This is a genomic window from Cupriavidus sp. 22TCCZM04-2 (assembly GCF_057798895.1).
Map to the genome: position 1 here is coordinate 193035 of NZ_JBYOJS010000002.1, position 21236 is coordinate 214270.

General features: G+C 66.7%; 22 protein-coding genes. 6 read left to right on the forward strand and 16 right to left on the reverse strand.

Going from position 1 to position 21236, the window contains the following annotated elements; translation table 11 throughout:
- The first annotated feature begins 80 nt into the window (after positions 1 to 80).
- Positions 81 to 2801 (forward strand): bifunctional acetate--CoA ligase family protein/GNAT family N-acetyltransferase, encoded by a 2721-nt coding sequence (locus tag AC3FKG_RS04250; protein WP_488742498.1) that lies wholly within the window; start codon positions 81 to 83, stop codon positions 2799 to 2801.
- A 38-nt stretch (positions 2802 to 2839) separates the two neighbouring features.
- Positions 2840 to 3295, forward strand: a complete 456-nt coding sequence (locus AC3FKG_RS04255; protein ID WP_483713035.1) for a universal stress protein — start codon at positions 2840 to 2842, stop codon at positions 3293 to 3295.
- Positions 3296 to 3464: 169 nt separating this feature from the next.
- Here AC3FKG_RS04255 and AC3FKG_RS04260 read toward each other — a convergent pair whose 3' ends face one another.
- The 5 genes from AC3FKG_RS04260 to AC3FKG_RS04280 form a co-directional block, all read right to left on the reverse strand.
- Positions 3465 to 4289, reverse strand: coding sequence for a universal stress protein (locus AC3FKG_RS04260; protein ID WP_483713034.1), 825 nt, complete (start codon positions 4287 to 4289; stop codon positions 3465 to 3467).
- A 281-nt stretch (positions 4290 to 4570) separates the two neighbouring features.
- Positions 4571 to 5179 carry a DUF938 domain-containing protein gene (locus AC3FKG_RS04265; RefSeq protein WP_488742499.1) on the reverse strand — a complete coding sequence of 203 codons (609 nt, stop codon included), beginning with the start codon at positions 5177 to 5179 and terminating at the stop codon, positions 4571 to 4573.
- 68 nt (positions 5180 to 5247) lie between these two features.
- Entirely contained in the window at positions 5248 to 5565 is a 318-nt protein-coding gene (locus AC3FKG_RS04270; protein WP_483713032.1) for a high-potential iron-sulfur protein, read from the reverse strand.
- A gap of 113 nt (positions 5566 to 5678) precedes the next feature.
- A complete protein-coding gene (locus AC3FKG_RS04275) occupies positions 5679 to 6776 on the reverse strand; it encodes a methyl-accepting chemotaxis protein (RefSeq protein WP_483713031.1) in 1098 nt (365 codons plus the stop codon).
- Positions 6777 to 6953: 177 nt separating this feature from the next.
- A complete protein-coding gene (locus AC3FKG_RS04280; RefSeq protein ID WP_488742500.1) occupies positions 6954 to 8939 on the reverse strand; it encodes a PhoX family protein in 1986 nt (661 codons plus the stop codon).
- A 219-nt stretch (positions 8940 to 9158) separates the two neighbouring features.
- Between AC3FKG_RS04280 and AC3FKG_RS04285 the strand changes: the two genes are divergently transcribed.
- A complete protein-coding gene (locus tag AC3FKG_RS04285) occupies positions 9159 to 9773 on the forward strand; it encodes an IMPACT family protein (RefSeq protein WP_483713027.1) in 615 nt (204 codons plus the stop codon).
- Positions 9754 to 10080 carry a 2Fe-2S iron-sulfur cluster-binding protein gene (locus AC3FKG_RS04290; RefSeq protein ID WP_483713026.1) on the forward strand — a complete coding sequence of 109 codons (327 nt, stop codon included), beginning with the start codon at positions 9754 to 9756 and terminating at the stop codon, positions 10078 to 10080. The genes AC3FKG_RS04285 and AC3FKG_RS04290 overlap by 20 nt, the downstream gene beginning before the upstream one ends.
- Before the next feature lie 30 nt (positions 10081 to 10110).
- On the opposite strand, the gene AC3FKG_RS04295 is transcribed toward AC3FKG_RS04290, so the two are convergent.
- The 8 genes from AC3FKG_RS04295 to dkgB all read right to left on the reverse strand — a co-directional run bounded on the left by AC3FKG_RS04295 (position 10111) and on the right by dkgB (position 17127).
- Entirely contained in the window at positions 10111 to 11223 is a 1113-nt protein-coding gene (locus tag AC3FKG_RS04295) for an extracellular catalytic domain type 1 short-chain-length polyhydroxyalkanoate depolymerase (protein WP_488742501.1), read from the reverse strand.
- A gap of 81 nt (positions 11224 to 11304) precedes the next feature.
- The gene (locus tag AC3FKG_RS04300; RefSeq protein WP_488742502.1) at positions 11305 to 12057 is read right to left on the reverse strand and encodes a sulfite exporter TauE/SafE family protein; all 753 of its coding nucleotides are present in this window, start codon (positions 12055 to 12057) and stop codon (positions 11305 to 11307) included.
- A 13-nt stretch (positions 12058 to 12070) separates the two neighbouring features.
- Entirely contained in the window at positions 12071 to 12427 is a 357-nt protein-coding gene (locus AC3FKG_RS04305; RefSeq protein WP_483713022.1) for an antibiotic biosynthesis monooxygenase family protein, read from the reverse strand.
- 74 nt (positions 12428 to 12501) lie between these two features.
- Positions 12502 to 13632, reverse strand: coding sequence for a cytochrome P450 (locus tag AC3FKG_RS04310; RefSeq protein ID WP_488742503.1), 1131 nt, complete (start codon positions 13630 to 13632; stop codon positions 12502 to 12504).
- A gap of 165 nt (positions 13633 to 13797) precedes the next feature.
- Positions 13798 to 14799: an aldo/keto reductase gene (locus tag AC3FKG_RS04315; protein ID WP_488742504.1), complete on the reverse strand. Its 1002-nt coding sequence runs from the start codon at positions 14797 to 14799 to the stop codon at positions 13798 to 13800.
- A 30-nt stretch (positions 14800 to 14829) separates the two neighbouring features.
- On the reverse strand, positions 14830 to 15174 hold the full coding sequence (locus tag AC3FKG_RS04320; RefSeq protein ID WP_488742505.1) for a MoaF-related domain-containing protein: 345 nt from the start codon (positions 15172 to 15174) through the stop codon (positions 14830 to 14832).
- 1 nt (position 15175) lies between these two features.
- Positions 15176 to 16312 (reverse strand): alkene reductase, encoded by a 1137-nt coding sequence (locus tag AC3FKG_RS04325; protein ID WP_488742506.1) that lies wholly within the window; start codon positions 16310 to 16312, stop codon positions 15176 to 15178.
- Between the two features lie 11 nt (positions 16313 to 16323).
- Positions 16324 to 17127 (reverse strand): 2,5-didehydrogluconate reductase DkgB, encoded by an 804-nt coding sequence (gene dkgB, locus AC3FKG_RS04330; RefSeq protein ID WP_483713015.1) that lies wholly within the window; start codon positions 17125 to 17127, stop codon positions 16324 to 16326.
- Positions 17128 to 17241: 114 nt separating this feature from the next.
- Here dkgB and AC3FKG_RS04335 point away from each other — a divergent pair, with 114 nt between their 5' ends.
- Entirely contained in the window at positions 17242 to 18144 is a 903-nt protein-coding gene (locus AC3FKG_RS04335; protein WP_483713014.1) for a LysR substrate-binding domain-containing protein, read from the forward strand.
- 63 nt (positions 18145 to 18207) lie between these two features.
- Here AC3FKG_RS04335 and AC3FKG_RS04340 read toward each other — a convergent pair whose 3' ends face one another.
- Positions 18208 to 19101, reverse strand: coding sequence for a LysR family transcriptional regulator (locus AC3FKG_RS04340; protein WP_488742507.1), 894 nt, complete (start codon positions 19099 to 19101; stop codon positions 18208 to 18210).
- 100 nt (positions 19102 to 19201) lie between these two features.
- On the opposite strand from AC3FKG_RS04340, the gene AC3FKG_RS04345 reads away from it, so the two are divergent.
- Positions 19202 to 20212, forward strand: coding sequence for an NAD-dependent epimerase/dehydratase family protein (locus tag AC3FKG_RS04345; protein WP_488742508.1), 1011 nt, complete (start codon positions 19202 to 19204; stop codon positions 20210 to 20212).
- Between the two features lie 79 nt (positions 20213 to 20291).
- Here the strand turns inward: AC3FKG_RS04345 and AC3FKG_RS04350 are convergent, their stop codons facing one another.
- Both AC3FKG_RS04350 and AC3FKG_RS04355 read right to left on the reverse strand, forming a co-directional pair.
- The gene (locus tag AC3FKG_RS04350; RefSeq protein WP_488742509.1) at positions 20292 to 20708 is read right to left on the reverse strand and encodes an organic hydroperoxide resistance protein; all 417 of its coding nucleotides are present in this window, start codon (positions 20706 to 20708) and stop codon (positions 20292 to 20294) included.
- Between the two features lie 80 nt (positions 20709 to 20788).
- Positions 20789 to 21133, reverse strand: coding sequence for a hypothetical protein (locus AC3FKG_RS04355; RefSeq protein WP_488742510.1), 345 nt, complete (start codon positions 21131 to 21133; stop codon positions 20789 to 20791).
- Between the last annotated feature and the right edge of the window lie 103 nt (positions 21134 to 21236).

The following is a 21236-nucleotide window of genomic DNA, read 5'->3' on the forward strand; positions in this document are numbered from 1 at the left end:
CCTCATTGAGCCATATCAACCCGAAGCCCAAAAGCCTGCCTACGCTGGAGTCGGAATGGCCTCACCCGATAGAGATCCCCATGAGCACGCGGAATCTGCAATCCCTTCTGTCTCCTCGTTCGGTCGTCATCGTCGGCGCCAGCCAGCGCCCAGGAAGCGTTGGATCAGCCGTATTGAAGAATGTACGGGAGGCCGGCTTTGGCGGACCCTCTTATGCTGTGAACCCGAAACACAAGACCTTGCTGGGGGAACCTTGCTACCCGACCATTGGCAGCCTTCCCGAGGTGCCTGAGCTCGCGGTGATCTGTACTCCGCCGCCTACGCTTCCTGGCCTGCTTGAGCAACTTGCCGCGGCCGGCGCGCGAGCCGCGGTCGTGCTTACCGCCGGTCTCGGCAAGCGTGATGGCCACCTGTGCCAAGAGATGCTGGACGCCACGCGCCCAGCGATGCTGCGGATACTTGGACCCAATTGCCTCGGCGTCATTTCGCCGCACATTGCGCTGAATGCCAGCTTTGCGGCGAGCGCTGCGCGACCGGGGTCACTGGCCTTCGTCTCCCAGTCTGGCGCGCTGGCGAGCGCCATGCTGGATTGGGCGCGCTCCCGCAATCTTGGCTTTTCGCATTTTGTCTCACTAGGCGACAGCTTGGATGTCGACGTTGCCGATGTACTGGATTTCCTAGCCGGCGATGCCAGGACGCATGCCATTCTGTTATACGTCGAAGCCATCCAGAACGGACGCAAGTTCATGTCGGCTGCACGTGCCGCCGCCCGGCTCAAGCCAGTGCTAATCGTCAAGGCCGGTCGCTCGCCCGAAGCCGCACGGGCCGCCGCCACGCATACCGGCGCACTTGCCGGGCGCGATGATGTCTATGACGCAGCCATCCGGCGCGCCGGCATGCTTAGGGTCGATACCACTGACGCCTTGTTCGACGCTGTTGAAACCCTCACGCGTGCCCAGCGCGTCGGTGGCAATAGGGTTGCAATTCTGACCAATGGCGGCGGTGCGGGCGTCATGGCGACCGACGCGCTGATCGCCGGCGGAGGTAAGCTGGCTGCCCTGTCGGGCGATACACTTTCGGCCCTGGATCGCGTGCTGCCACCGTCCTGGTCGCGCGGCAATCCCGTGGATATGCTTGGCGATGCCTCTATCAGTCGGTATATGGACGCGGCCCGGATCCTAGCCGGTGCTAGCGAAGCAGATGCCGTGCTGTTGCTGCATGCGCCGACCGCGATCGTCCGGAACGGGGATATCGCCACCGTAGTGGTTTCAGGCCGCAAACCACAGGACTTGCCGCTCTTCTCCGCGTGGCTAGGAGCAGAGGCCGTGGTGAACGACCGGAACATCTTTCGCGCGGCGGGCATTCCCACCTACGATACTCCCGAGCAAGCTGTCCGCGGAATCCTGCAAGTGGTGGAGTACCGTCGCAACCTCGAGTTGCTGAGCCAGACACCGCCCGCGATGGCCAACGACCTTCAACTACATCTTGAGAAGGCGCGCGCCGTAGTCGGAGCGGCACGCACAACGGCACGGACTATGCTGTCCGAGCATGAAAGCAAAGAGTTGCTGGCCGACTATGGAATTGGGGTCGCAGCCACGATTTGCGTGGATACTGCCGAACGTGCCGCCGAGAAGGCGGCGGCGCTTGGCTTTCCCGTGGTTCTCAAGATCGTGTCGCCGGACATCACTCACAAGTCCGCCGTGGGAGGCGTAGCGCTGGACCTGCACACGCCAGATACCGTTCGCATTGCGGCTCGGGCGATGGTGGCCCGGGTAACCGGGCTAAGCGCGGGGGCCAGAATCGAAGGCTTTACCGTACAACGTATGGTACGTCCAGCGGACGGCATCGAGCTCATCCTTGGTGTCTTCACAGACCCGGTCTTTGGCCCAATCATTCTATTCGGGCATGGCGGCACGGCTGTGTCACAGATCAACGACTACGCTCTCGCGCTTCCGCCCTTGAATCATGTTCTTGCTGAGGATTTAGTGAAGCGCACCCGTGTAGCTCTCCTCCTGGAGCGCTGTGGCCCCGCAGCTCGCGACGGTGTCATCTCCACGTTGATGCGTCTGTCCAGCATGGTTTGCGACATGGCAGACATTGTGGAGCTAGACATCAACCCTCTGATGGCCTCCGCAGAAGGCGTCATCGCGTTGGATGCACGCATCGCATTGACGCCCACTGGCGGCGAAGCACGGGCTCCGCTTGCTATCGTGCCATATCCCCGCGAGCTCGAGTCGCACGTGCGGTGGCGCGATGCACCACTGCTCGTGCGTCCCATCCGCCCTGAAGACGAAGGGGCACTCAAAGCGTTCTTCATGCACCTGTCCGCAGAAGACATTCACGCACGCTATTTCGCCACATTCAAGGATCCTGGCCACTCTCAGCTTGCACGGCTGACACAGATCGACTATGCGCGCGAGATGGCCTTTGTAGCCATTGCGGAGGACCCCCACGGGGCCTCTTATATCGTTGGTGAGGTACGAGTCGTCACGGATCCCGACAACATCGATGCGCAGTTCGGCGTAGTCGTGCGTTCGGATTGCAAAGGCCGTGGCTTGGGAACGATGCTGGTCAGCAAGTTGGTGAGCTACCTTCGCACACGCGGAACTGCGGTCCTCTCAGGCGATGTACTTTCCGGCAATCTAGCCATGCTGAATATAGCAAGGCGCGCGGGATTCATGATCACGCGACAGGCATCGGGAGATGTGATTGAACTTCGGTTGCCACTTGCCGCTGATACAACGTGCCTGCCTTGCGGGGCAGTAACGAATGATGTCCAGGATCATTACAGCGCATCTTAGCCCGGGAGTCCCGGCCAATTTCAATTAGGAGGCATCTTGTGTATAAGCGCATCTTACTTGCGGTGGACGGCAGCCGCTCCTCGGACCTAGCGCTGAGCCAAGCCATCACCGTTGCCCGAGCCACCAGCGCCGAAGTCAGGGTGCTGTACGTGGTCGACGACAGCGATATCTACTTCGAGACGGGCTATTTCGACCCGAGGGAGTTGCTCAACAAGATGGTTTCGCATGGCCGCAGGGCATTGGAGGAAGCGACCGCCCGTCTCGGGGCGGCCGGTATCCGATGCAAAGCGAAATTAGATGAAAAGCCACTCTCCCCGGACTGGATCTCCTCGAGAATCGTCAGCGAAGCCAACACCTGGAATGCGGACTTGATCGTTCTGGGAACTCACGGGCGGCGTGGCATGAGGCGTTTGCTGATGGGCAGCGTGTCAGAAGGCGTCCTCGCGCAGACCACCAAGCCGGTGCTGCTAGTCCGCAGCGAAGTCGAAGGCTGACCGTAGCTGAACGCTGATGAAGACCATACCACCCCGCAAACGATGGAGCACGTTCTCCCTAGACCGGCGCCACATTGATCAGAGCCCCGCTATCGGACCCATGTTCTATCAACGCCGGCCCCGGTAAATGATTAGTCCGTGGCCTCATTCATTGCTCGCGGCCGCTTTGCTAATGCGACATGAGCAATGGTACCGGCGTATTTCGTATCAAAGTACGCGTGGTGCCACCCATGAGCATCTCGCCGATGCGGGAATGACCATAGCCCCCGGTGACAAGAAGGCTTGCCTCCTCCAAGAGAACCGCTTTAAGCAAGCATTCGGCAATAGATGACGACTCGTCGAGCTGGAGTGTGGCTTGCACGCCGTGACTGGCCAGCCATCGAATTAGCGCGCTGCCTCCATGTTCCGAGGCGCTACCCCGGCCGACGACTACTTGCACTACGACGCGAGCCGCGCGTCTGAGCATCGGCATTGCGTCGGCTACAGCACGGGCTGCTTCGCGCCTGCCGTTCCAGGCAACGACTACGGTGCCTGCAAACGCGATAGTCGCCGCCGGCGGCACAACGAGGATCGGCTTTCCGGAATTGACCATGGCGTACTCGGCCGCAGACGCCAGCAAGGGAGACAATGCGGCCGAAGCGCCCGGTAAAGCAGGCAGGATGATGTCACTGGTCAAGCCATCGTTCGCCAGCGCCCATCCGGCTTCCTGCTCAATCACCCTGTGCGAGGTATCGATCTTCGATCCGAATCGGCTCACCGCATGGACTAGCGCCTCGGTCCCGGCGGCATCGAGCTGCCGAATCAAATCTGCACGCATGGCCTGATAGCGCAGCGTCTCTTCACCTGCGCTGCGATAGGGGTCCAGCAGCGGGCCCGTGGCCGTTACCGCCACCACGCGTCCGTCGAACCAGCTTGCCAGCGTCAGCGCCGCATTAAGCCGGTTCTCGCGCGCTTCATCTTCGGTCAGGTCCACCAATACCGTCTTGAACTCCATCCCACATTCTCCACGCCAGTTGAAAACCTGAGCCTTTAACGCAACTCTAGTTGAATGGCCTGTGCTGAAGTTGTGTCAGGTCAAAGCCCAACGCACAATCGTACGACCATTCTGCTCATGCTGACGCGCACCCAGACAACCTTGACTTCAACCCGACGCTGGGGGGCTTGCCATTCCCATCGGTCCGAAGCCGAGGCAGTTGCTTATGCACAACTTGTCGGCGTGCCCGTCTTCAGCATGAAGAAACCGCGGTGATGCTGGTATGCGGCTGAAGCGCCGGCCTACCGACGGAACACCAGCATGAAATTGTTGGCCGGCATGGCCACCGGCGCGTCGCAGCGCATGCACTGCGCTTCACCCAGCGCGATCACGTCCTCCATGTCGCGCACGCCCCAGTCGGGGTTAGTGGCCCGCAGCTGCGCGTCGAACGCGGCATTGCTCGGCGCGGTATGCGCACCGCCACGCTGGTAGGGGCCGTACAGGACCAGCACGCCACCGGGTGCGAGCAGCCTCCCGGCACCGGCAAACAGCGCCTGCGCCGCCGCCCACGGGGAGATGTGGATCATGTTGATGCAGACCACGGCATCGGCCGCGTCAATGCCCCACGGTGACGCGCAGACATCGAGCGCCAGCGGGGCACGCACATTGGCCACGCCGGTGTGCGCGATCCAGCCGGCGATCGACGCGCGCGCCGCGGCGTCGGGGTCGCTCGGCTGCCAGGTCAGCCGCGGCAGCGCCGCGGCGAAGTGGACCGCGTGCTGGCCGGTGCCGCTGGCAATCTCCAGCACCGTGCCGTTGGCCGGCAGGACCTTGCGCAGCACGGCGAGGATCGGCTCGCGATTGCGTTCCGTGGCTGGCGCCATGCGGCGGGAATCGGGGTCGTGGGTCATGGGTCTTCCTGCGCGATCATCGCGGCGATTGGATGGACGATGCGGACTATGCAGCTGGGCGCGGGCAATCAGCCCTGCGACCAGGCGCTGCACCAGCCGGCCGCCGCCACTTCCTTGTCGCCGAACAGGACGCAGCCGCCGGCGGTGCTGCCCGTGTCGCCCTGGTAGAGCTGGCAGTTGGCGCAGGTCTGGCTGGTCTTGTGTCCGGGATACAGCTTCGTATCGACCTTGGCAGTGTCGGTCTTGTAGCCGAGCTTCTGTGCCTGTGGATCCCGCTCGCCCAGCAAGGCCGCGCGGGCAGGCCGGCTGCCGAGCAGTCCGGTGACGGCCACGCCGCCGGACAAGGCGAGCGGCAGGTATCCAAGAAACCGGCGTCGGCACGGCATGGCAGTCTCCTCTGAGGTGGGGGCAAGCGGCAGCATGTGCCTGCCGCATGGCGCAGAGGTTACTGCGGATAGCAAGGCCGGTGCAATGCCCGGCGCGATCCGGTCTGGCGTGCCTACAGCTTGAACTCGCCTACCACGCCCTGGAGCTGATGGGCCTGGTCCGCCAGCGATGCCGACGCGGCGGCGGCCTGCTCCACCAGCGCTGCGTTCTGCTGCGTGACGGTATCCATCTGCGCCACGGCCTGGTTGACCTGCTCGATGCTGCTGCTCTGGTCGCGCGAGGCCACCGAGATCTCGCCCAGGATGCCCGCGACGCTGCGCACGGCCTGCTGGATCTCTTCCATGGTCTGGCCGGCCTTGTCCACCAGCACCGCGCCGCCTTCGACCTGCCTGGCGGAATCACCGATCAGCACGCGGATTTCCTTGGCGGCGGTGGCGCTGCGCTGGGCCAGCGTGCGCACCTCGCCAGCCACCACGGCGAAGCCGCGGCCCTGCTCGCCCGCACGCGCCGCTTCCACGGCGGCATTGAGAGCCAGGATGTTGGTCTGGAAGGCAATGCCTTCGATGACCTGGATAATCTCGACCACCTTGTTCGAGCTGGCGCTGATGGCCTGCATGGTCTGCACCACGTCACTGACCACCACCCCGCCACGCTCGGCGATCTCCGAGGCATTGGCGGCGATGTCGTTGGCGGCGTGCGCGCGCTCGGCATTGCGGCGGACCATATCGGTCAGGCTGCCCATGCTGGACGCCGTCTCCTGCAGCGTGGCCGCCTGTTCCTCGGTGCGCTGGGAAAGATCCGTGTTGCCGTCCGCGATCTGGCGCGAAGACTCGGCAATCGAGTCCGTGGAGCTTTTGATCCGGCCCACCAGGTCCGTCAGGATGTCCTCCATCTTGCCCATGCCGCCGAGCAGCCGGCCGAAGGCGCCGCCCTGGTCGGTATCGAAGTCCTGGCTGAGGTCACCGGCGGCCACGGTTTCGGCGATGTAGACGGCGTCGGCCAGCGGGCGCTCGATCCCGGCGGCCAGCCAGAAAGCACCGGCCACGGCCGCGGCCAGCGCGGCCAGGCCCAGGCCCAGCATGGTGTAGCGCGCCGCGTCGCTGCCCCCCAGCTGCGCCACGCCCGTGCCAATGGCGGCACCCGCCAACAGCACAACCAGCCCGAACGTTGCGCCCAGGCGGGCCCGGATGGTCAGATTTGCCTGCGACATTGCTGTTCTCCCCCGTGTTGGAATGTCTTTTATTGATGGTCTGCCGTTGGAGTATCGGCAGTCATGCGCGCAGGTTTAGGATGAAAAGGATTGGGGAAATCCCGATGGTGCTTCTGTAGCGCGTCAAAAGAAAAGAGGCGGGCCGCAGCCCGCCTCCTCTTCCTATCGCACTGGCAATCAGGCCTTGGCCAGCTTGATGCTCGACAGGTCAGCGGTCAGGTAGCCAACCGCCGCGCCGGCGCGATCCTTGTAGTTGGCGCGCACCAGCGGATCCAGCGTTGCCTGGACCTTGGCGTGCAGGCTGCCCCAGTCGCCGGCGTGCTGGAAGTTGCTCATGATGTAGGTCCAGCCGTTGATCTCGTCCACCGCGTGCAGGCCCGTGGATTCGCCACCGGCGGGCACCGACATCAGGCGCGACAGCTTCTTCGTGTCGATGTTGTAGGCCCACAGGAAGTTGTTCACGTGCTGGCCGCTGTCTTCGCCGATGAACAGCGTGCGCAGCTTTTCCGAGAACTTGAGGTTGTCCGGATTGGCGATCATTTCCGGATCGGCCAGGTTGCCCAGCGCATCGCCGGCGATGTCGGTGCCCACGATCAGCGCCTTGGTGTGCACCGGCACCCATTCGCTGCTGATGGCGTCGCCGTCCAGGTCCTTGCGGCCACCGTCGAGCTTGTGCTGCATCACCGCGCCGGCGCTGAGCGCCTTGTCGACCGAGATGCCGCTCTGCGCATTCCAGCCCTTGCTGTTGTTCAGCACCATCGAGTCGACCACGTTCTGCAGCGCGGAGTAGGCGACCTTGTCCTTGATGTTGACCGTGGTGCCTTCCATCTTGGTGAAGCCCATGCTGCCGCCCTTCAGGTAGGCATAGCGGTGGGTTTCCAGGAAGGCCGCGGCTTTCTCCATGCCAGGCTTGAGGCGAACCCAGTTGGCCTTGCCGCCGAGGAAGATCTTGGTGTAGCTGTTGTCGAGCGGATCGGCGGTCACCACATCCATGATGTCGGTCGGCGCGGTCGCCTTGGCCAGCGCCTCGATCTCGGCGCTGGTGGCGTGACCCAGCTTTACCCACGTCAGGTCGGCCCCGGCCGCGGACGGGTCGATCGAGAAGCCCGAGCCCACCTTGGCCACGTACAGCGTGCCCGCCGACAGATCCTTCTCCTTGTCGGCCACGAACATGAACAGGCCGCTGTTGGTGGCATCGTCGCCCATCAGCACGGTGCGATTGTCCGGCATGACCTGCACCAACTCATGCGAGATGCGGCCCAGGCAGTAGTGCTTGCGGATGGAGCCCGTGCCGTCGGCGTTGACCGTCACCTCCGGCAGATGGCCGTAAAGGTAGGGATTGGCCGCGGTCTCGCTGCCATAGAGGCTCTTGCTATAGGCCTTGAACTGGCTGTTGCCGGCGATTGTGAACGCGTCCGGCTCGTACTCCTCGCTCGACAGGTGCGTGTTCCACGGCGACAGGCTGGCCCCGCACGTGATCCACAGGCCGTGCGCCGGCGAGGTATCGACGTTGTGGTACTTGACCAGCGTGAGCTTGCCGGTGGCCGGGTCCTGGTCCAGCGTCAGCACGGCGATCGGCGACGGCAGGCGGCCGTAGGTGTCGGCGCCCGACTGGTCGCGCGTGGTGTACTCGAACTGCACCACGGCGAACACCGGATTGCCCTTCACGCCGGCGACGCGCGCGCCTTCGATCTTGAGCAGCGAGGTGCCGTCGGGCGAGTCGGAGAAGAACTGGCGCTCCTTGCCGGCCACCGAGGTGTCGCGGATCGGCTGGTTGTTGATGTCGTAGTAGCCGCCGGCCAGGATAGTGCCGCCATTGCCGTCCGGCACCAAGTCGCCGGTCACGAAGAACGGCTGGTAGGCCAGCTTGAAGGTGCGGCTGCTGCCATCGCTGAAATTGACCTTCAGGCCCGACCCGACGGTGGTGGTCGCCATGGCGGCCGGATCCGCCAGCGTCGGCGCGCTCATGCCGGTGAACTCGGCCGTGGTGAACGTGGCGCTGGGGCCAGGTGCGGGCGTGATCTCGGCCGGCGCGGCAATGGCGTCGTCACTACCGCCACAACCCACCAGCAGGCCGGCCGAAGCCAGGCCCAGCGGCAGCATCGGCGCGCCAGCAAGGAATTTCAGCGCTTTGCGGCGCGAGGCATCAGGTTTGTCGAACATGGTGTTGTCTTTTCCGGAGAAGGAGGCGGTGGCGCATCCAGTGACACCATCCGCTTGTCATAGAAATAAGACATGGCGCGACAGCCGCGCCCTAGTCGCTGCGCATCCTATGGCTTCTATGTGACAGGAAGTTGACGATGAACCACAGGGCCGTCGCGGCCCAGGCCCCATGGCGGGCTGCGGTAAACTTCCGGACTTTACGTTCCACGCAGATTCCGCTTGCCCACCTATACCCTCGCCGCCCAGGTCGAAGCCGAACTCGAGATCCGCAAGAGCCGCTTCCTTGCCCTGGCGATTCCCGTCCCGGACCGCGACGCCGCCATGGCCGTGCTGCAGTCGCTGCGCGCGCAGCATCCGACCGCCACGCATGTGTGCTGGGCGCTGCTGGCCGGCGGGCAATCGGGCATGTCGGATGACGGCGAACCCTCCGGCACGGCAGGACGGCCGATCCTGGAGGTGTTGCGCCACCATGACCTGGACGGCGTGCTGGCGGCCGTGGTGCGCTACTACGGCGGCGTCAAGCTCGGTGCCGGCGGGCTGGTGCGCGCCTACACCGATGCGATTGCCGCGGCGCTGAAGTCCGCGGAACGGATCGAGCGCATTCCCTACGCCGAACTGACGGTGGAAGTCGACTACGCCGACGAGCCGCGCGTGCGCCGCTGGCTGGACGCGCAGGACGGCTGCACGTTGGCCGACACCGCCTACGGCGCGCTCGCGCGGCTGGTGATACGCCTGCCCGCCACGCAGCGCGATGCGGCGCTGACGGCCTTGCGTGACGCCACGCACGGGCGGGCACAATTTCCGCAGACCGACGATGACAGCGACCCGGGCTGAAGCCGGCAACGTCCCGGTGGACGAGCAGGCCGAGTTCACCGCGCGCGTGCTGCCCGCCGGGGTCACCTTTGCCGCGCCAGCCGGCCTGAGCCTGCTCGAGGCCGCGCTGCTCGACGGCCTGGCGCTGCCCAACTCCTGCCGCAACGGCACGTGTCGCGCGTGCGCCAGCCGGCTGCATGCGGGCGCCATCCGCTATCGCATCGAATGGCCGGGGCTGAGCCCGGATGAAAAGGATGACGGCTGGATCCTGCCTTGCGTCGCCTGCCCGGTCAGCGATGTCGTGATCGAGCCCGGCAAGCTGGAGTAAGCGATTGCCGGCGTGGCCGCACCAGCACGGTCATCGGTCAGCGAAGAAGCGCAATGCGATCTTCAGCGCATCGGGCCCGCGCGGGTCCGAGAACGCCTGTGCCGCCGGCCCGCCGCTCCATGCATGCCCGAGGCCCTCGATCCTGACGAGCCGCACGCAGGTCTCGCCTTCGACGATCCAGTCGGACACCTCGGCCGGCAGCCGCTGCCCGCGCTGCACGCGGCGCGCGGGCGGCACGGCCAGTTGCCCCGACGGTTCAGGCAACAGGTCCAGCCACAAGCGCGCGGCGGTCATGGCATTGTCGAAAGTCACCACTGCATCCGCATCGCCATGCAACAGCAACAAGGGCGGCAGGCGTCGGCCGGCCAGCCACAGGCGCATGGCCTGGCGCGCCGCGGCGTCGGGCACGCGGCTGCCGCGCATGGCCGCGGCAGCCTGGGCCGCGTTGCCGGCACTGTAGGGGACCGCCCCCGAATGCGAGCCGATGGCGGTAAACCGCTGCGGGTAGCGCAGGCCCAGCATCATCGCCATGGCGCCGCCGGCGGACAGGCCCATCATGCTGACGCGCTCCGGGCGCACCGGATAGCGCTCGCAGACCTGGTCGATCATGGCCATCAGCAGCGCTGCCTCGGCGGCGCCGCGCGTGCCGGGACGGAACCAGTTCCAGCAGCGTTGCGCGTTGGCCTGCGGCGACTGCTCGGGCAACAGCACCACGCAGCCCGCCTCGCGGGCCGCCACGGCCGCTCGCGTGACCGCGGCAAAGCTGGCTGCGTCCTGGCCGCAGCCGTGCAGCAGCACCAGCATGGGCGCGCGTCGCCGCGCCGACAGGCCTGCGGGAATGAAGATCCGGTAGTGGCGCTGCGCGAGCGGGCCCACGCCAGCGGTGCCGGCCTCCCAGCGCCCGCTGCCACGGCTCTGCGGTTCCGGCACGGGCGATGCCACGCCCGACAACGCGCGCTGCGTGGCCTTGGCGACGGCCGAAGACTGCTTCACGGCGTTGCGCACGATGGCATCGGTCATCGGCTGCGTCACCGTCTTGTTCAGCGCCCGGGTCATCTCGCGCCCCATGCGCCGCGCCTGGCGCCTGGCGGTCTTGCCCAGCGACTTCCATAGCGTTGCCGTGCTGCGGCCGCGGCGTCCCATGTGACTGGCCTCCCGTCCGGATTCCGTTGACGGGTCGATTGTGTCAGGCTTTGATGTCACCCGCGAACACGGGCCGGGACTTCACAGGCCGCGCAACGCCAGCTCGCCGCCGAGCCCCAGCAGGCCGCAGAAGAACAGGCGGCGGAAGCGCTCGGCGCTGATGCGATTGCGCAGCCACTGGCCGATGAACATGCCGCCGAGCGCCGGCACCAGCGCCAGCACTGAAGCGCCCAGCACGGGCAGGTGGAGCAACGAACCGCCCATGGCAAGACTGATCGCCAGCGCGAGGGTGGAAACGGTGAACGACAGGCCCAGCGCCTGCACCATGCTCTCCTTGTCGAGCCCCAGGCCTTGCAGATATGGCACGGCCGGGATCACGAACACGCCCGTCACCGCGGTGATGGCCCCCGTGACAAACCCGGCCAGCGGCCCGAGCCACCGCTGCGCGCGCGGCGGCACATGGAGCCTTGCCGAGGCCAGCCCGACCAGCGCATACAGCACCAGCGCCACGCCCAGCGCCGCAGTGGCATGCGTCATCATGTGCGCCGGCACCAGCGCGGCGCACAACCAGGTCCCGGCGCAGATCGCCACCAGCATCGGCCACAGCCGGCGCAGCAACTGCCCGAAGCGCGGGCCGCTGAACAGCTGCACCACGTTGGTCACCATCGACGGCGCCACCAGCAGCGCCGCGGCCTGCACCGGCGGCATCACCAGGCCCAGCAGGCCCACGGCCACGGTCGGCAGGCCCAGGCCGACCACGCCTTTCACGAAGCCGGCCAACAGGAAGGTGAGGCCGATAAAGGCCATCTCGGCAACAGGCAGGGACATCGACATACGCGCTCCCCGGTCAGCGTGCAGCGTGGTCATGGACCGCGCGGCTGTCGGCCGGCGCCTGCTCGCGCTCGTCGAGCCCGTAGTCGCGCAGCACCTGCGCCACGCGCAGCCGGTAGCCCGAAAACACCCCGCCGCGCCCCGCCGCCTGGGCCTGGCGGTGCTCCTCGGTATTGCGCCATGCCATGACCGCCGCCTCATCGCGGAAGAACGACAGCGACAGGATCTTGCCCGGCGTGGTCAGGCTCTGGAAGCGCTCGACCGAGATAAAGCCGTCGATGGCCTCCAGCGTGGGCCGCAGCTTCGCGGCGATGTCGAGATAGGTGTCCTTGCGGCCCGGTGCCGGCTCGACTTCGAAAATGACGGCGATCATGGCGGAGGTCTCTCTGTGGAAGGGCTCGGGGGATCGGGGATCGGCGAATCAGGGGATCGGGAACATCCCCGGCTTCAATCGAAATGCGGAATGCGCGCGTTGTGCGAAGGCCGGTAGCGGAACGCCCGCGCCAGCGCGGCCGGTTGCGCGCCCCGCGCGAGCAGGACGTCGACCGTCGCCGCCGCAAGCGCCCGTGCCAGCGTGTCGCCGGGGCAGGCGTGGCGGCCCCAGCCGAACGTCCACGCTCGGCCACCGGCATCGCCAGGCGTTGTGCAAGCGGCCGCAGCAAGCAGCACGAGCACGGCATCGGCCGCCTTGACCGGCACGCCGCACAGTTGCGCGTCAGCCGCCAGGAAGCGGCGTGTATTTTGCACCGGAGGATCGTCTCGTGCCACGCGCGCAGCCAGTTCAGGCAGGTTGCCCACGTCCGTGCCGATGCGGCCCAGGCGAAGCAGCATGTTGCCCGCCAGCCCGGCCGTGGCCTCGCACGCCTGGACCATCAGGCCGATGGCATTGGCAGCTACAGCTTCTGGGGCGATGCCTTCGCCTTGGGCGGCCTGTCGCAACGCCGGCAGCAAGCCCGGCGTATCGGTTCGCGATGGCGCATCCATGGCGGCCTGCAGCCATTGCCCGAGCCAGCGTGCCGCGCCGGCACCGACCGCGACATCATCAGCCGTGGCTAGCGGCGACTGCGCTGCGGCGTAGGCGGCCACGCGCGATGCCACGGCCATGGCATCGGTGCCTGCGCGCACCGGCAAGCCGAGCAGGTCGGCCACGGTGACGACGGGCAGCGTGAACATCCAGCGGTTGACGGCGGCGCCGGTCTCGGGCGCCATGGCGGGCACCGCATCGAGCGCGACGGCCAGCGTGGCCGCACGCGCCATGGCGGCATCGGTGTCGATGGCCGCCATCTGTTGCAGCAAGATGGCCTTGAGCGGCGCATGGGCCGCGCCATCGTTCATGCGGATCAGGCGCCCGAACAGCTCGCCGGCCGCGGTGCCGGCCAGTGCGGCCGGCACGGGCTGCGCCGCCGGACGCACGCGGCAATCGGCATGCGCCAGCACGGCGGCGACTTCAGCCGGCCCTGCGGCAACCCATAGCCCCAGCCGTTCATCGAAGCCGAACGGCCGCTGCGCCGCCAGCGCGCGGTAGTAGGGATAGGGATCGGGATGGGTGACAGCTTGCAGCGGGTCGGCGGGCATCATGGCGGAGCGGATTCGGCGGTTGTCGGAACAGCCACCCGCGCCGACAGGGCGTGGGCAGCGACAACGCATGACGAATCTTTGCACCGTCCCGCGCGAAGAAGCTTCGCGGCAAGATGAAATGTCGAATGCAAAAGCCCCGGCGTGACAGCCCGGGCTTGGGTACCGCTATGCCAGGCCAGGCAACGGCGCGGCGGCGGCGACCAGGTTCTGTTCACGCAGTGCCTGCCAGAACGCGGGCGGGATGTCCGCTTGCGCCAGCGCCAGGTTGCCGGCGATGCGCTCGGGCCGGCTTGCGCCGGGGATGGCCGCCGCCACGGCGGGATGCGCCAGCGAGAACTGCAGCGCGGCGGCGCGGATATCGACGCCAAACTGCGCGCACAGCCGGCGCAGCGCCTCGACCCGCGCCAGGATCTCCGGCGTCGCCTTCTGGTATTCGTAGTGCTCGCCGCCGGCGAGGATGCCGGAGTTATACGGGCCGCCCACCACGATGCCCGCCCCTCGGTCCACGCAAGCAGGCATCAGTTCGCGCAGCGCGTCGGCGTGGTCGAGCAGCGTATAGCGGCCGGCGATCAGGAAGCCATCCGGGTCGGCCTGTTGCAGCGCCATTTCGCAGGGCTCCACGCGATTGACGCCAAGGCCCCAGGCCTTGATCACGCCCTCTTCGCGCAAGCGGGTCAGCGCTGCGGCGGCACCGGTCATTGCTGTCTGGAACACGTCGCGCCAGGCATCGCCGTGAAAGTCCTTGGCCGGGTCGTGGATCCAGGCGATATCGAGCCGGTCGGTCTTCAGCCGCTTCAGGCTGGCTTCGATCGCGCGCAGCGTGCCATCGGCGCTGTAGTCGTAGACGATCTTGTTGGGCAGGCCGTGTTCGAACAGGCCGCCCTTCTCGCCCAGGTCGCGGCTGGCGGTGTCCTCGGTCTCGTCGAGTACCAGCCGGCCGACCTTGGTGCTGAGCACGTAGGCGTCGCGAGGGCGCTGCTGCAAGGCGTTGCCAAGCCGGATCTCGGCCAGTCCCGCGCCATAGAGCGGCGCGGCGTCGAAGTAGCGGATGCCTTGCTGCCAGGCGGCGTCGACGGTGTCGAGCGCCTCCTGCTCGGGGATGTCGCGGTACATATTGCCGAGCGGCGCTGTACCGAAGCCGATTTTCGTCGGTGTGGAAATTCGCATGGTTGCCTTGAATGGATCGTGGAGCGCGGCTCAGGCGTCGGTGCCCGCCAGTGCCGTCAAAGGTCCCTGCATCCGGTAGAACGTCTGGTCGGACGCCGTGAAGAACGCCATGGACCTACCGTGAATGAAGTCGTCGACATGGACCACGGTCGCGCCGTCGGCTTCCTGCCACGAGATCGCATAGACGCCTTCGGCGATCTCGCGCCATTCGCAGCGCGATTCACCACTGGCGCCCGCATACGGGCCGGAGACGATCGCATAGCGGATCGACTGGCCATCATCGGCATAGGTGTTGTGCGCGGACAGTCCGTCGTAGTCGACGCGGAAGCTGCGGCCGGCGAACGGCGCCTTGCCGGGTTGAATCTGGCTGGTCATCTCAGGCTGCCTTGGCGCTCAAGCGCGGATAGTCGGTCAGGCCGCGCGCATCGCCGCCAAACAGCGTGTCGCGGTCATGCGGGGTCAGCGTGGCGCCGGTGCGCAGGCGCTCCGGCAGGTCCGGGTTGGCGACGAACGGACGGCCGAACGCAATCAGGTCGGCCCAGCCCTCGTCCAGCGCGGCCTGCGCGCGTTCCGCGGTGTACTGGCCCGCGTAGATCAGCGTGCCCGGATAGACCTGGCGCAGCCGCTGCTTGAAGGCGACGGGCATGTACGGCGCGTCGTCCCAGTCGGCTTCGGCGATATGGATATAGCCCACGCCGATCTCGCCGAGCACCCTCGCGGCAGCGGTATAGGTGGTCTCCGGATCGGCGTCGACGCAGCCGTTGAGCGTGGTCAGCGGCGCCAGGCGGATGCCCACGCGCTCCTTGCTGCCGGTGCCTTCGATCAGCGCCTGCGCCACTTCACGCAGGAAGCGCAGGCGGTTTTCGAGCGGGCCACCATATTCATCGGTGCGGTCGTTGGCCCCCGAATCAATGAACTGGTTGACCAGGTAGCCGTTGGCCGCATGCAGTTCGACACCGTCGAACCCCGCGGCCATCGCGTTGCGCGCGGCCTGGCGGAATTCATCGACGATGCCGTGGATGTCTTCGACCGTCAGCGCACGCGGCTGGGATGCCTGCACGAACCCGGGCGTGCCGTCCTGCCCGGACACGAACACATTGACGCCATTCGCCTGGATCGCCGACGAGGACACCGGCGCTTGTCCGTCAAGCAGGCTGACATGCCTTAGCCGTCCCACGTGCCAGAGCTGCGCGAAGATGCGTCCGCCCGCCGCATGCACGGCGCTGGTCACCTTGCGCCAGCCTTCGACCTGCGCCGGCGTATGGATGCCCGGCGTCCATGCATAGCCCTTGCCGAGCGGCGAAACCCAGGTGCCCTCGCTGACGATCAGGCCGGCCCCGGCACGCTGTGCGTAATACTCGGCCATCAGCGCATTGGGCACGTCGCCGGGCTGGCTGGCGCGCGAGCGCGTCATCGGCGGCATCACAATGCGGTTCGGCAGCGTCAGGTTGCCGAGCGAATGGGGCTCGAACAGAGGGTGGCGCGCATTGGAGTTCATGGGGATCGTGGACATCATCGCCTCCCTCAGTCCCACACCGGGGCCAGGCCCTCGGGGCTGACCTCGCGGCCGTTGCGTTCGAGCGCGGCGATCTGCGCCATGTCATTGGCATCGAGCTTCAGGTCGCGCGCCAGCAGGTTGCCGGCCAGGTTCTCGCGCTTCGTCGAAGAAGGAATCACCGCGTAGCCAAGCTGCAGCGCCCAGGCCAGCGCCACTTGCGCCGCGGTGGCTCCGTGCTTCGCCGCAATGCCTGCGAGGACCGGATCCTTCAGCACCTTGCCGTAGGCCAGCGTCATGTACGAGGTCACGGCGATGCCCTGTTCCTGCAGGAACGCGGCGAGCTTGCGGCTCTGCAGGTACGGGCTCAGCTCGATCTGGTTGGTCGCGATCTCGCCCTTGCCGACCACGTCGATGGCCTGCCGGGTCAGGTCGATATTGAAGTTCGAGATGCCGATCTGGCGCGTCAGGCCCAGCGACTTCGCCGCAGCCAGCGCTTCCATGGTCTCGCGCAGCGGCACGCCGTTGCCCGGGGCCGGCCAGTGGATCAGCGTCAGGTCGACATGGTCGGTGCGCAGCTTGTCCAGGCTCTCGCGCAGGCTCGGCACCAGCTTGTCGGCGGCGTAGTGGGCGGTCCAGATCTTGGTGGTGAGGAACAGCGCGTCGCGCTGCACGCCGCTGTCGGCAATGGCCTGGCCAACATCGGCCTCGTTGCCGTAGATCTGCGCGGTATCGACGGCACGGTAGCCCACGTCCAGTGCGTTGCGCACGGAATCGACAGCGGCCTGGCCGGTCAGGCGGAACGTACCGACACCGAACGAAGGAATGCTCATGGGATAACTCCTGGTACAGGGGCAAGAGAAAACTTGCAATGGAGGCAGTTTGCCGGCTTTACATTTGCAAATTAAGCCGTGTATAAGTCAAATTCATTTGATTTGAAATCAACAATGAAAACGACCATCGACGAACTGCTGGCCTTTGCGGCCGTCGTGGATACGGGCTCGATCACGGCGGCGGCCGAACAGCTGGACCTGACGGTGTCGGCGACCAGCCGCACGCTGAGCCGCCTCGAAGAAAAGCTGCAGACCACGCTGCTGCGCCGAACCACGCGGCGCCTGGAGTTGACCGAGGAAGGCGCTTCGTTCCTGGCCCATGCGCGCGCCATCCTCGCCATGGTCGACGAAGCGGAAGAGCAGATGGCGGCACGCCGCATGCGGCCCGTGGGCCGCCTGCGCGTCGATGCGGCGACGCCGTTCATGCTCCATGTGCTGGTGCCGCTGGTGGATGGATTCCGCGAACGCTTCCCCGAGGTGGAACTGGAACTGCACTCGACCGAAGGCATCATCGACCTGATCGAGAGACGGACCGACGTCGCCTTCCGCATCGGCTCGCTCAAGGACTCGACGCTGCATGCGCGGCCGATCGGCACCAGCCGCGTGCGTGTGCTGGCCAGCCCCGAATACCTGAAGCGCCACGGCACGCCGACCCGGGCGGCCCAGCTCGCGCAACATGCGCTGCTCGGTTTCAGCCAGCCCGATTCCCTCAATGACTGGCCGCTGCGCGACGATGACGGCAGCATCGTGCACATCAAGCCCGCCATCGGCTCATCCAGCGGCGAAACGCTCAGGAGCCTGGCGCTGGCCGGGCTGGGTATCGTGTGCCTGTCGGACTTCATGACGCGCGACGATCGCCAGAGCGGCCGGCTGGTGCCGCTGTTTGGCAGGCAGACGCTGGATGTGCGGCAGCCGATCAACGCGGTCTACTACCGCAACACGGCGCTGGCGTCGCGCATCACATGCTTTGTCGATCATGTGGTCAGCGTGCTGGGCAAGCAGCCGTTCGACGAATAGGGAATAGCCGTTGGCCAATTCATTCAACCGCAAGCAGCGGAGTGCCGGCCGCGGCAGGCGCACCTAACGCGCGGCGATGTAAGCGCCGAGGCCTTCGACCAGTGCATCGAATACCGTGCGGCACGCAATGCTGTGGCGCAGGTTCTCGTGCATGGTGATCCAGGTCTCGAGCTGCATCGAGAATTTCCGTGGCAGGATCCTGCGCAGCGCTGGCTGTCTGGCCGCCACGCGGGCCTGGCACATGCCGATGCCCGCGCCGGCGCGGATCAGCGACAGTTGCGCGACATCGCTGTCGGCACGCAGTGCGAACGCGGCGCGCTCCGGCCATGGCAGCGCACGCACCGCCTCGCGAATGAACGGCGTGGTCTGGTCGTAGCCGATCAATGCATGGCTGCGCAGCGCGTCCGCGTCGCGCGGCACACCGTGGCGCGCCAGGTAGTCCTCATGCGCAAACAGGCCCACTTCGATGGCGCCGACGCGGCGCGCCACGAGCTGCTCCTGTACCGGGCGCTGCATGCGCACCGCGACGTCGGCTTCGCGGCGCAACAGGTCATGGATGCGGCTGCTCAGCACGAGCTCGATCACGAGCTCCGGATGCCGCGCGCGCAGCGATGCCAGCACCGGTGGCAGCACCTCGATGCCGACCACCTCGCTGGCCGAAATGCGCACGGTTCCGGCTACCTCGCCGCCCGCTCCCGTGACGGCGCGTTCAATGGCCGCGGCCGTGCTCTCCATGGCCTCGGCATGGTCGCGCAGTACCAGCGCGGCTTCGGTCGGCAGCAGGCCCGACTGCGAGCGTGTGAACAGGGTGACGCCCAGTTCCTGCTCGAGCGAATCGATATGCCGGCCGACGGTGGGCTGCGACAGCCCCAGCTCCCGAGCCGCGCCGGAAAGCGAGCCCGTGCGCAGCACGCCCAGCAGGCTCCGGTAGAGTTCCCAGCTGATCTTCGATGTCATACGTAAATGTATAGCGTCTCAACGGTCTTATCCAATTCCATTTATCCGTAGCAGCTTTCACAATGCCTCCATGCAAAGGTGAATGTGTGGAGTGACGATCATGGCAAACGGAAAACGCGCGCTGGTTCTCGGCGCAACTGGCGGCATCGGCTCGGAAGTCGCGCGCCAGCTGGTCGCGGCGGGATGGCGGGTGCGCGCGCTGCGGCGGGGCGGGGCGCCGGCCGGCGCGCCGCCAGGCGCGATTGAATGGGTGGCGGGAGACGCCATGCAGCGGCAGGACGTACTGTCCGCCGCGCAGGGCTGCGGCGTGATCGTCCACGCGGTGAACCCGCCCGGGTACAGGCGCTGGGCCGAGCTCGTGCTGCCGATGCTCGACCACACCATTGCCGCCGCCAGCGCGACGGGCGCCACGGTTGTGCTGCCTGGCACGGTCTACAACTTCGGCCCGGACGCCCTGCCCGAGCCGGTGGAAGATGCGCCCCAGCATCCCGCCACGCGCAAGGGCGCCATCCGCGTGGAGATGGAGCAACGCCTGCGCGAAGCGGCCAAGCGCGGCATGCACGTCATCATCGTGCGCGCGGGCGACTTCTTCGGCCCCCGGGCCGGCAATAACTGGTTCTCCCAGGCGCTGGTGCGGCCGGGCCAGGCGGTGAAAACCATCCGCTATCCCGGCGCGCCAGGCGTGGGACACCAGTGGGCCTACCTGCCCGACGTGGCAAGCGCGATGGTCGGGCTGCTGGAGCAGGCGGCGTCACTGCCGCCCTTCGCCGTGTACCACCTCGCCGGACACTGGGACGCGGACGGCACGGAGATGATCGGGGCGATCCAGCGCGCGGTGGCGCGCCGCGGCGGCCAGTTGCCGACGGTTCGGCCGTTTCCGTGGTGGCTGCTGTGGGCCGCCGCGCCCTTCGTCGCCACGTTCCGCGAAATGCAGGAGATGCGCTACCTGTGGCGCGTGCCGGTGCGCATGCGCGGTGGCCGCATGCCCGGTGGCGAACCGCATACGCCGCTGGAGCAGGCCGTGGAAGCCACGCTGGCAGGCCTCGGTTGCCTTGAAAGCGGAACGGCCGTGCCTTGCACGCCGTCCCCGCGCGAAGTAACTCCGCGGTAAGACGCTGTTTGTGGCGAGCCGGCAGCCCGGAGGCGGTCCACGGTGGCCACCAGGCGCGCCTGTCCGCGCCCCTTGCGGTTCAGGCGACGTTGATCACGACATCGATGTTGCCGCGTGTCGCCTTGGAGTATGGGCAGGTCTGGTGCGCCTTCTCCACCAGTGCTTGGGCAGTGTCCGCGGGAATCCCCGGCAGGCTGACATGGAGCCGCGCCTGCAGGAAGTAGGCGTCGCCGGTCATGCCAAGATCCACTTCGGCATCGACGGCCACGTCGGACGGAAGCCTGACCTTCAGCGCGCTTGCTGCCTTTCCCATTGCGCCGATAAAGCAGGCGGACCAGCCCGCGGCGAACAGCTGCTCGGGGTTCGTGCCGCTGCCGGTACTGCCAGGAGGCGATAGCCGGATATCCAGGCGCCCGTCGCTGCTGCGCGACGCGCCGTCGCGTCCGCCCGTGGTGTGGGTCCTGCCGGCGTACAGGACGTTTTCGATCTTGGTCATGATGGAATCCTCAGCGCTTGTCATGTGTGTGTCGAGTTCGTGTGTTGCGATGTTTCAGGTCTTGCCGTCGTGTCGCGCGCTCACGCGACATAGCCGTCTCGATTGCTGATGCGGGCCAGGGCCGCGCCGGAGCCGGCCAGCGCGATTGACGCGTCAGCAACGTAGCCATCGCGGTTGCTGATGCGCGCCAGCATGGCGCCATCAGCCTGCCGCGCGCCGTCGAGGAACGGTTGGGGCGCGGCAGCGCGGCTCCCGCTGGTGAACGGATCGCGGTTCGCGCGGACTGCTGCGGTCATTGCAGCGGCATCGGCCGCCTGGAAGTCGAGCGTTGCGGCGTGCACCGCCTGCATGCCGCTTGCGGCGCCGACCATGGCGGCAATCGAAATGACGTGGCGGGCAATGTTGCGGGCGTGGATGAGGGACATGCTGTTCTCCTGGTATCGGACAGACTGAGGCAGGGGCCACAGTGCAACGCTGGCGGGAGGTAACAGTTCATCCGTTGCACGCGGTTGACGCGGGTTGCTTCCG

Bases quoted from the DNA above. Each gene is read 5' to 3' on its own strand.
- AC3FKG_RS04250 (WP_488742498.1), top strand. From the start codon at position 81: ATGAGCACGCGGAATCTGCAATCCCTTCTGTCTCCTCGTTCGGTCGTC.
- AC3FKG_RS04260 (WP_483713034.1), bottom strand. From the start codon at position 4,289: ATGGAGTTCAAGACGGTATTGGTGGACCTGACCGAAGATGAAGCGCGC.
- AC3FKG_RS04265 (WP_488742499.1), bottom strand. From the start codon at position 5,179: ATGACCCACGACCCCGATTCCCGCCGCATGGCGCCAGCCACGGAACGC.
- AC3FKG_RS04270 (WP_483713032.1), bottom strand. From the start codon at position 5,565: ATGCCGTGCCGACGCCGGTTTCTTGGATACCTGCCGCTCGCCTTGTCC.
- AC3FKG_RS04275 (WP_483713031.1), bottom strand. From the start codon at position 6,776: ATGTCGCAGGCAAATCTGACCATCCGGGCCCGCCTGGGCGCAACGTTC.
- AC3FKG_RS04280 (WP_488742500.1), bottom strand. From the start codon at position 8,939: ATGTTCGACAAACCTGATGCCTCGCGCCGCAAAGCGCTGAAATTCCTT.
- AC3FKG_RS04290 (WP_483713026.1), top strand. From the start codon at position 9,754: ATGACAGCGACCCGGGCTGAAGCCGGCAACGTCCCGGTGGACGAGCAG.
- AC3FKG_RS04295 (WP_488742501.1), bottom strand. From the start codon at position 11,223: ATGGGACGCCGCGGCCGCAGCACGGCAACGCTATGGAAGTCGCTGGGC.
- AC3FKG_RS04300 (WP_488742502.1), bottom strand. From the start codon at position 12,057: ATGTCGATGTCCCTGCCTGTTGCCGAGATGGCCTTTATCGGCCTCACC.
- AC3FKG_RS04305 (WP_483713022.1), bottom strand. From the start codon at position 12,427: ATGATCGCCGTCATTTTCGAAGTCGAGCCGGCACCGGGCCGCAAGGAC.
- AC3FKG_RS04310 (WP_488742503.1), bottom strand. From the start codon at position 13,632: ATGATGCCCGCCGACCCGCTGCAAGCTGTCACCCATCCCGATCCCTAT.
- AC3FKG_RS04315 (WP_488742504.1), bottom strand. From the start codon at position 14,799: ATGCGAATTTCCACACCGACGAAAATCGGCTTCGGTACAGCGCCGCTC.
- AC3FKG_RS04320 (WP_488742505.1), bottom strand. From the start codon at position 15,174: ATGACCAGCCAGATTCAACCCGGCAAGGCGCCGTTCGCCGGCCGCAGC.
- AC3FKG_RS04325 (WP_488742506.1), bottom strand. From the start codon at position 16,312: ATGTCCACGATCCCCATGAACTCCAATGCGCGCCACCCTCTGTTCGAG.
- dkgB (WP_483713015.1), bottom strand. From the start codon at position 17,127: ATGAGCATTCCTTCGTTCGGTGTCGGTACGTTCCGCCTGACCGGCCAG.
- AC3FKG_RS04335 (WP_483713014.1), top strand. From the start codon at position 17,242: ATGAAAACGACCATCGACGAACTGCTGGCCTTTGCGGCCGTCGTGGAT.
- AC3FKG_RS04340 (WP_488742507.1), bottom strand. From the start codon at position 19,101: ATGACATCGAAGATCAGCTGGGAACTCTACCGGAGCCTGCTGGGCGTG.
- AC3FKG_RS04345 (WP_488742508.1), top strand. From the start codon at position 19,202: ATGGCAAACGGAAAACGCGCGCTGGTTCTCGGCGCAACTGGCGGCATC.
- AC3FKG_RS04350 (WP_488742509.1), bottom strand. From the start codon at position 20,708: ATGACCAAGATCGAAAACGTCCTGTACGCCGGCAGGACCCACACCACG.
- AC3FKG_RS04355 (WP_488742510.1), bottom strand. From the start codon at position 21,133: ATGTCCCTCATCCACGCCCGCAACATTGCCCGCCACGTCATTTCGATT.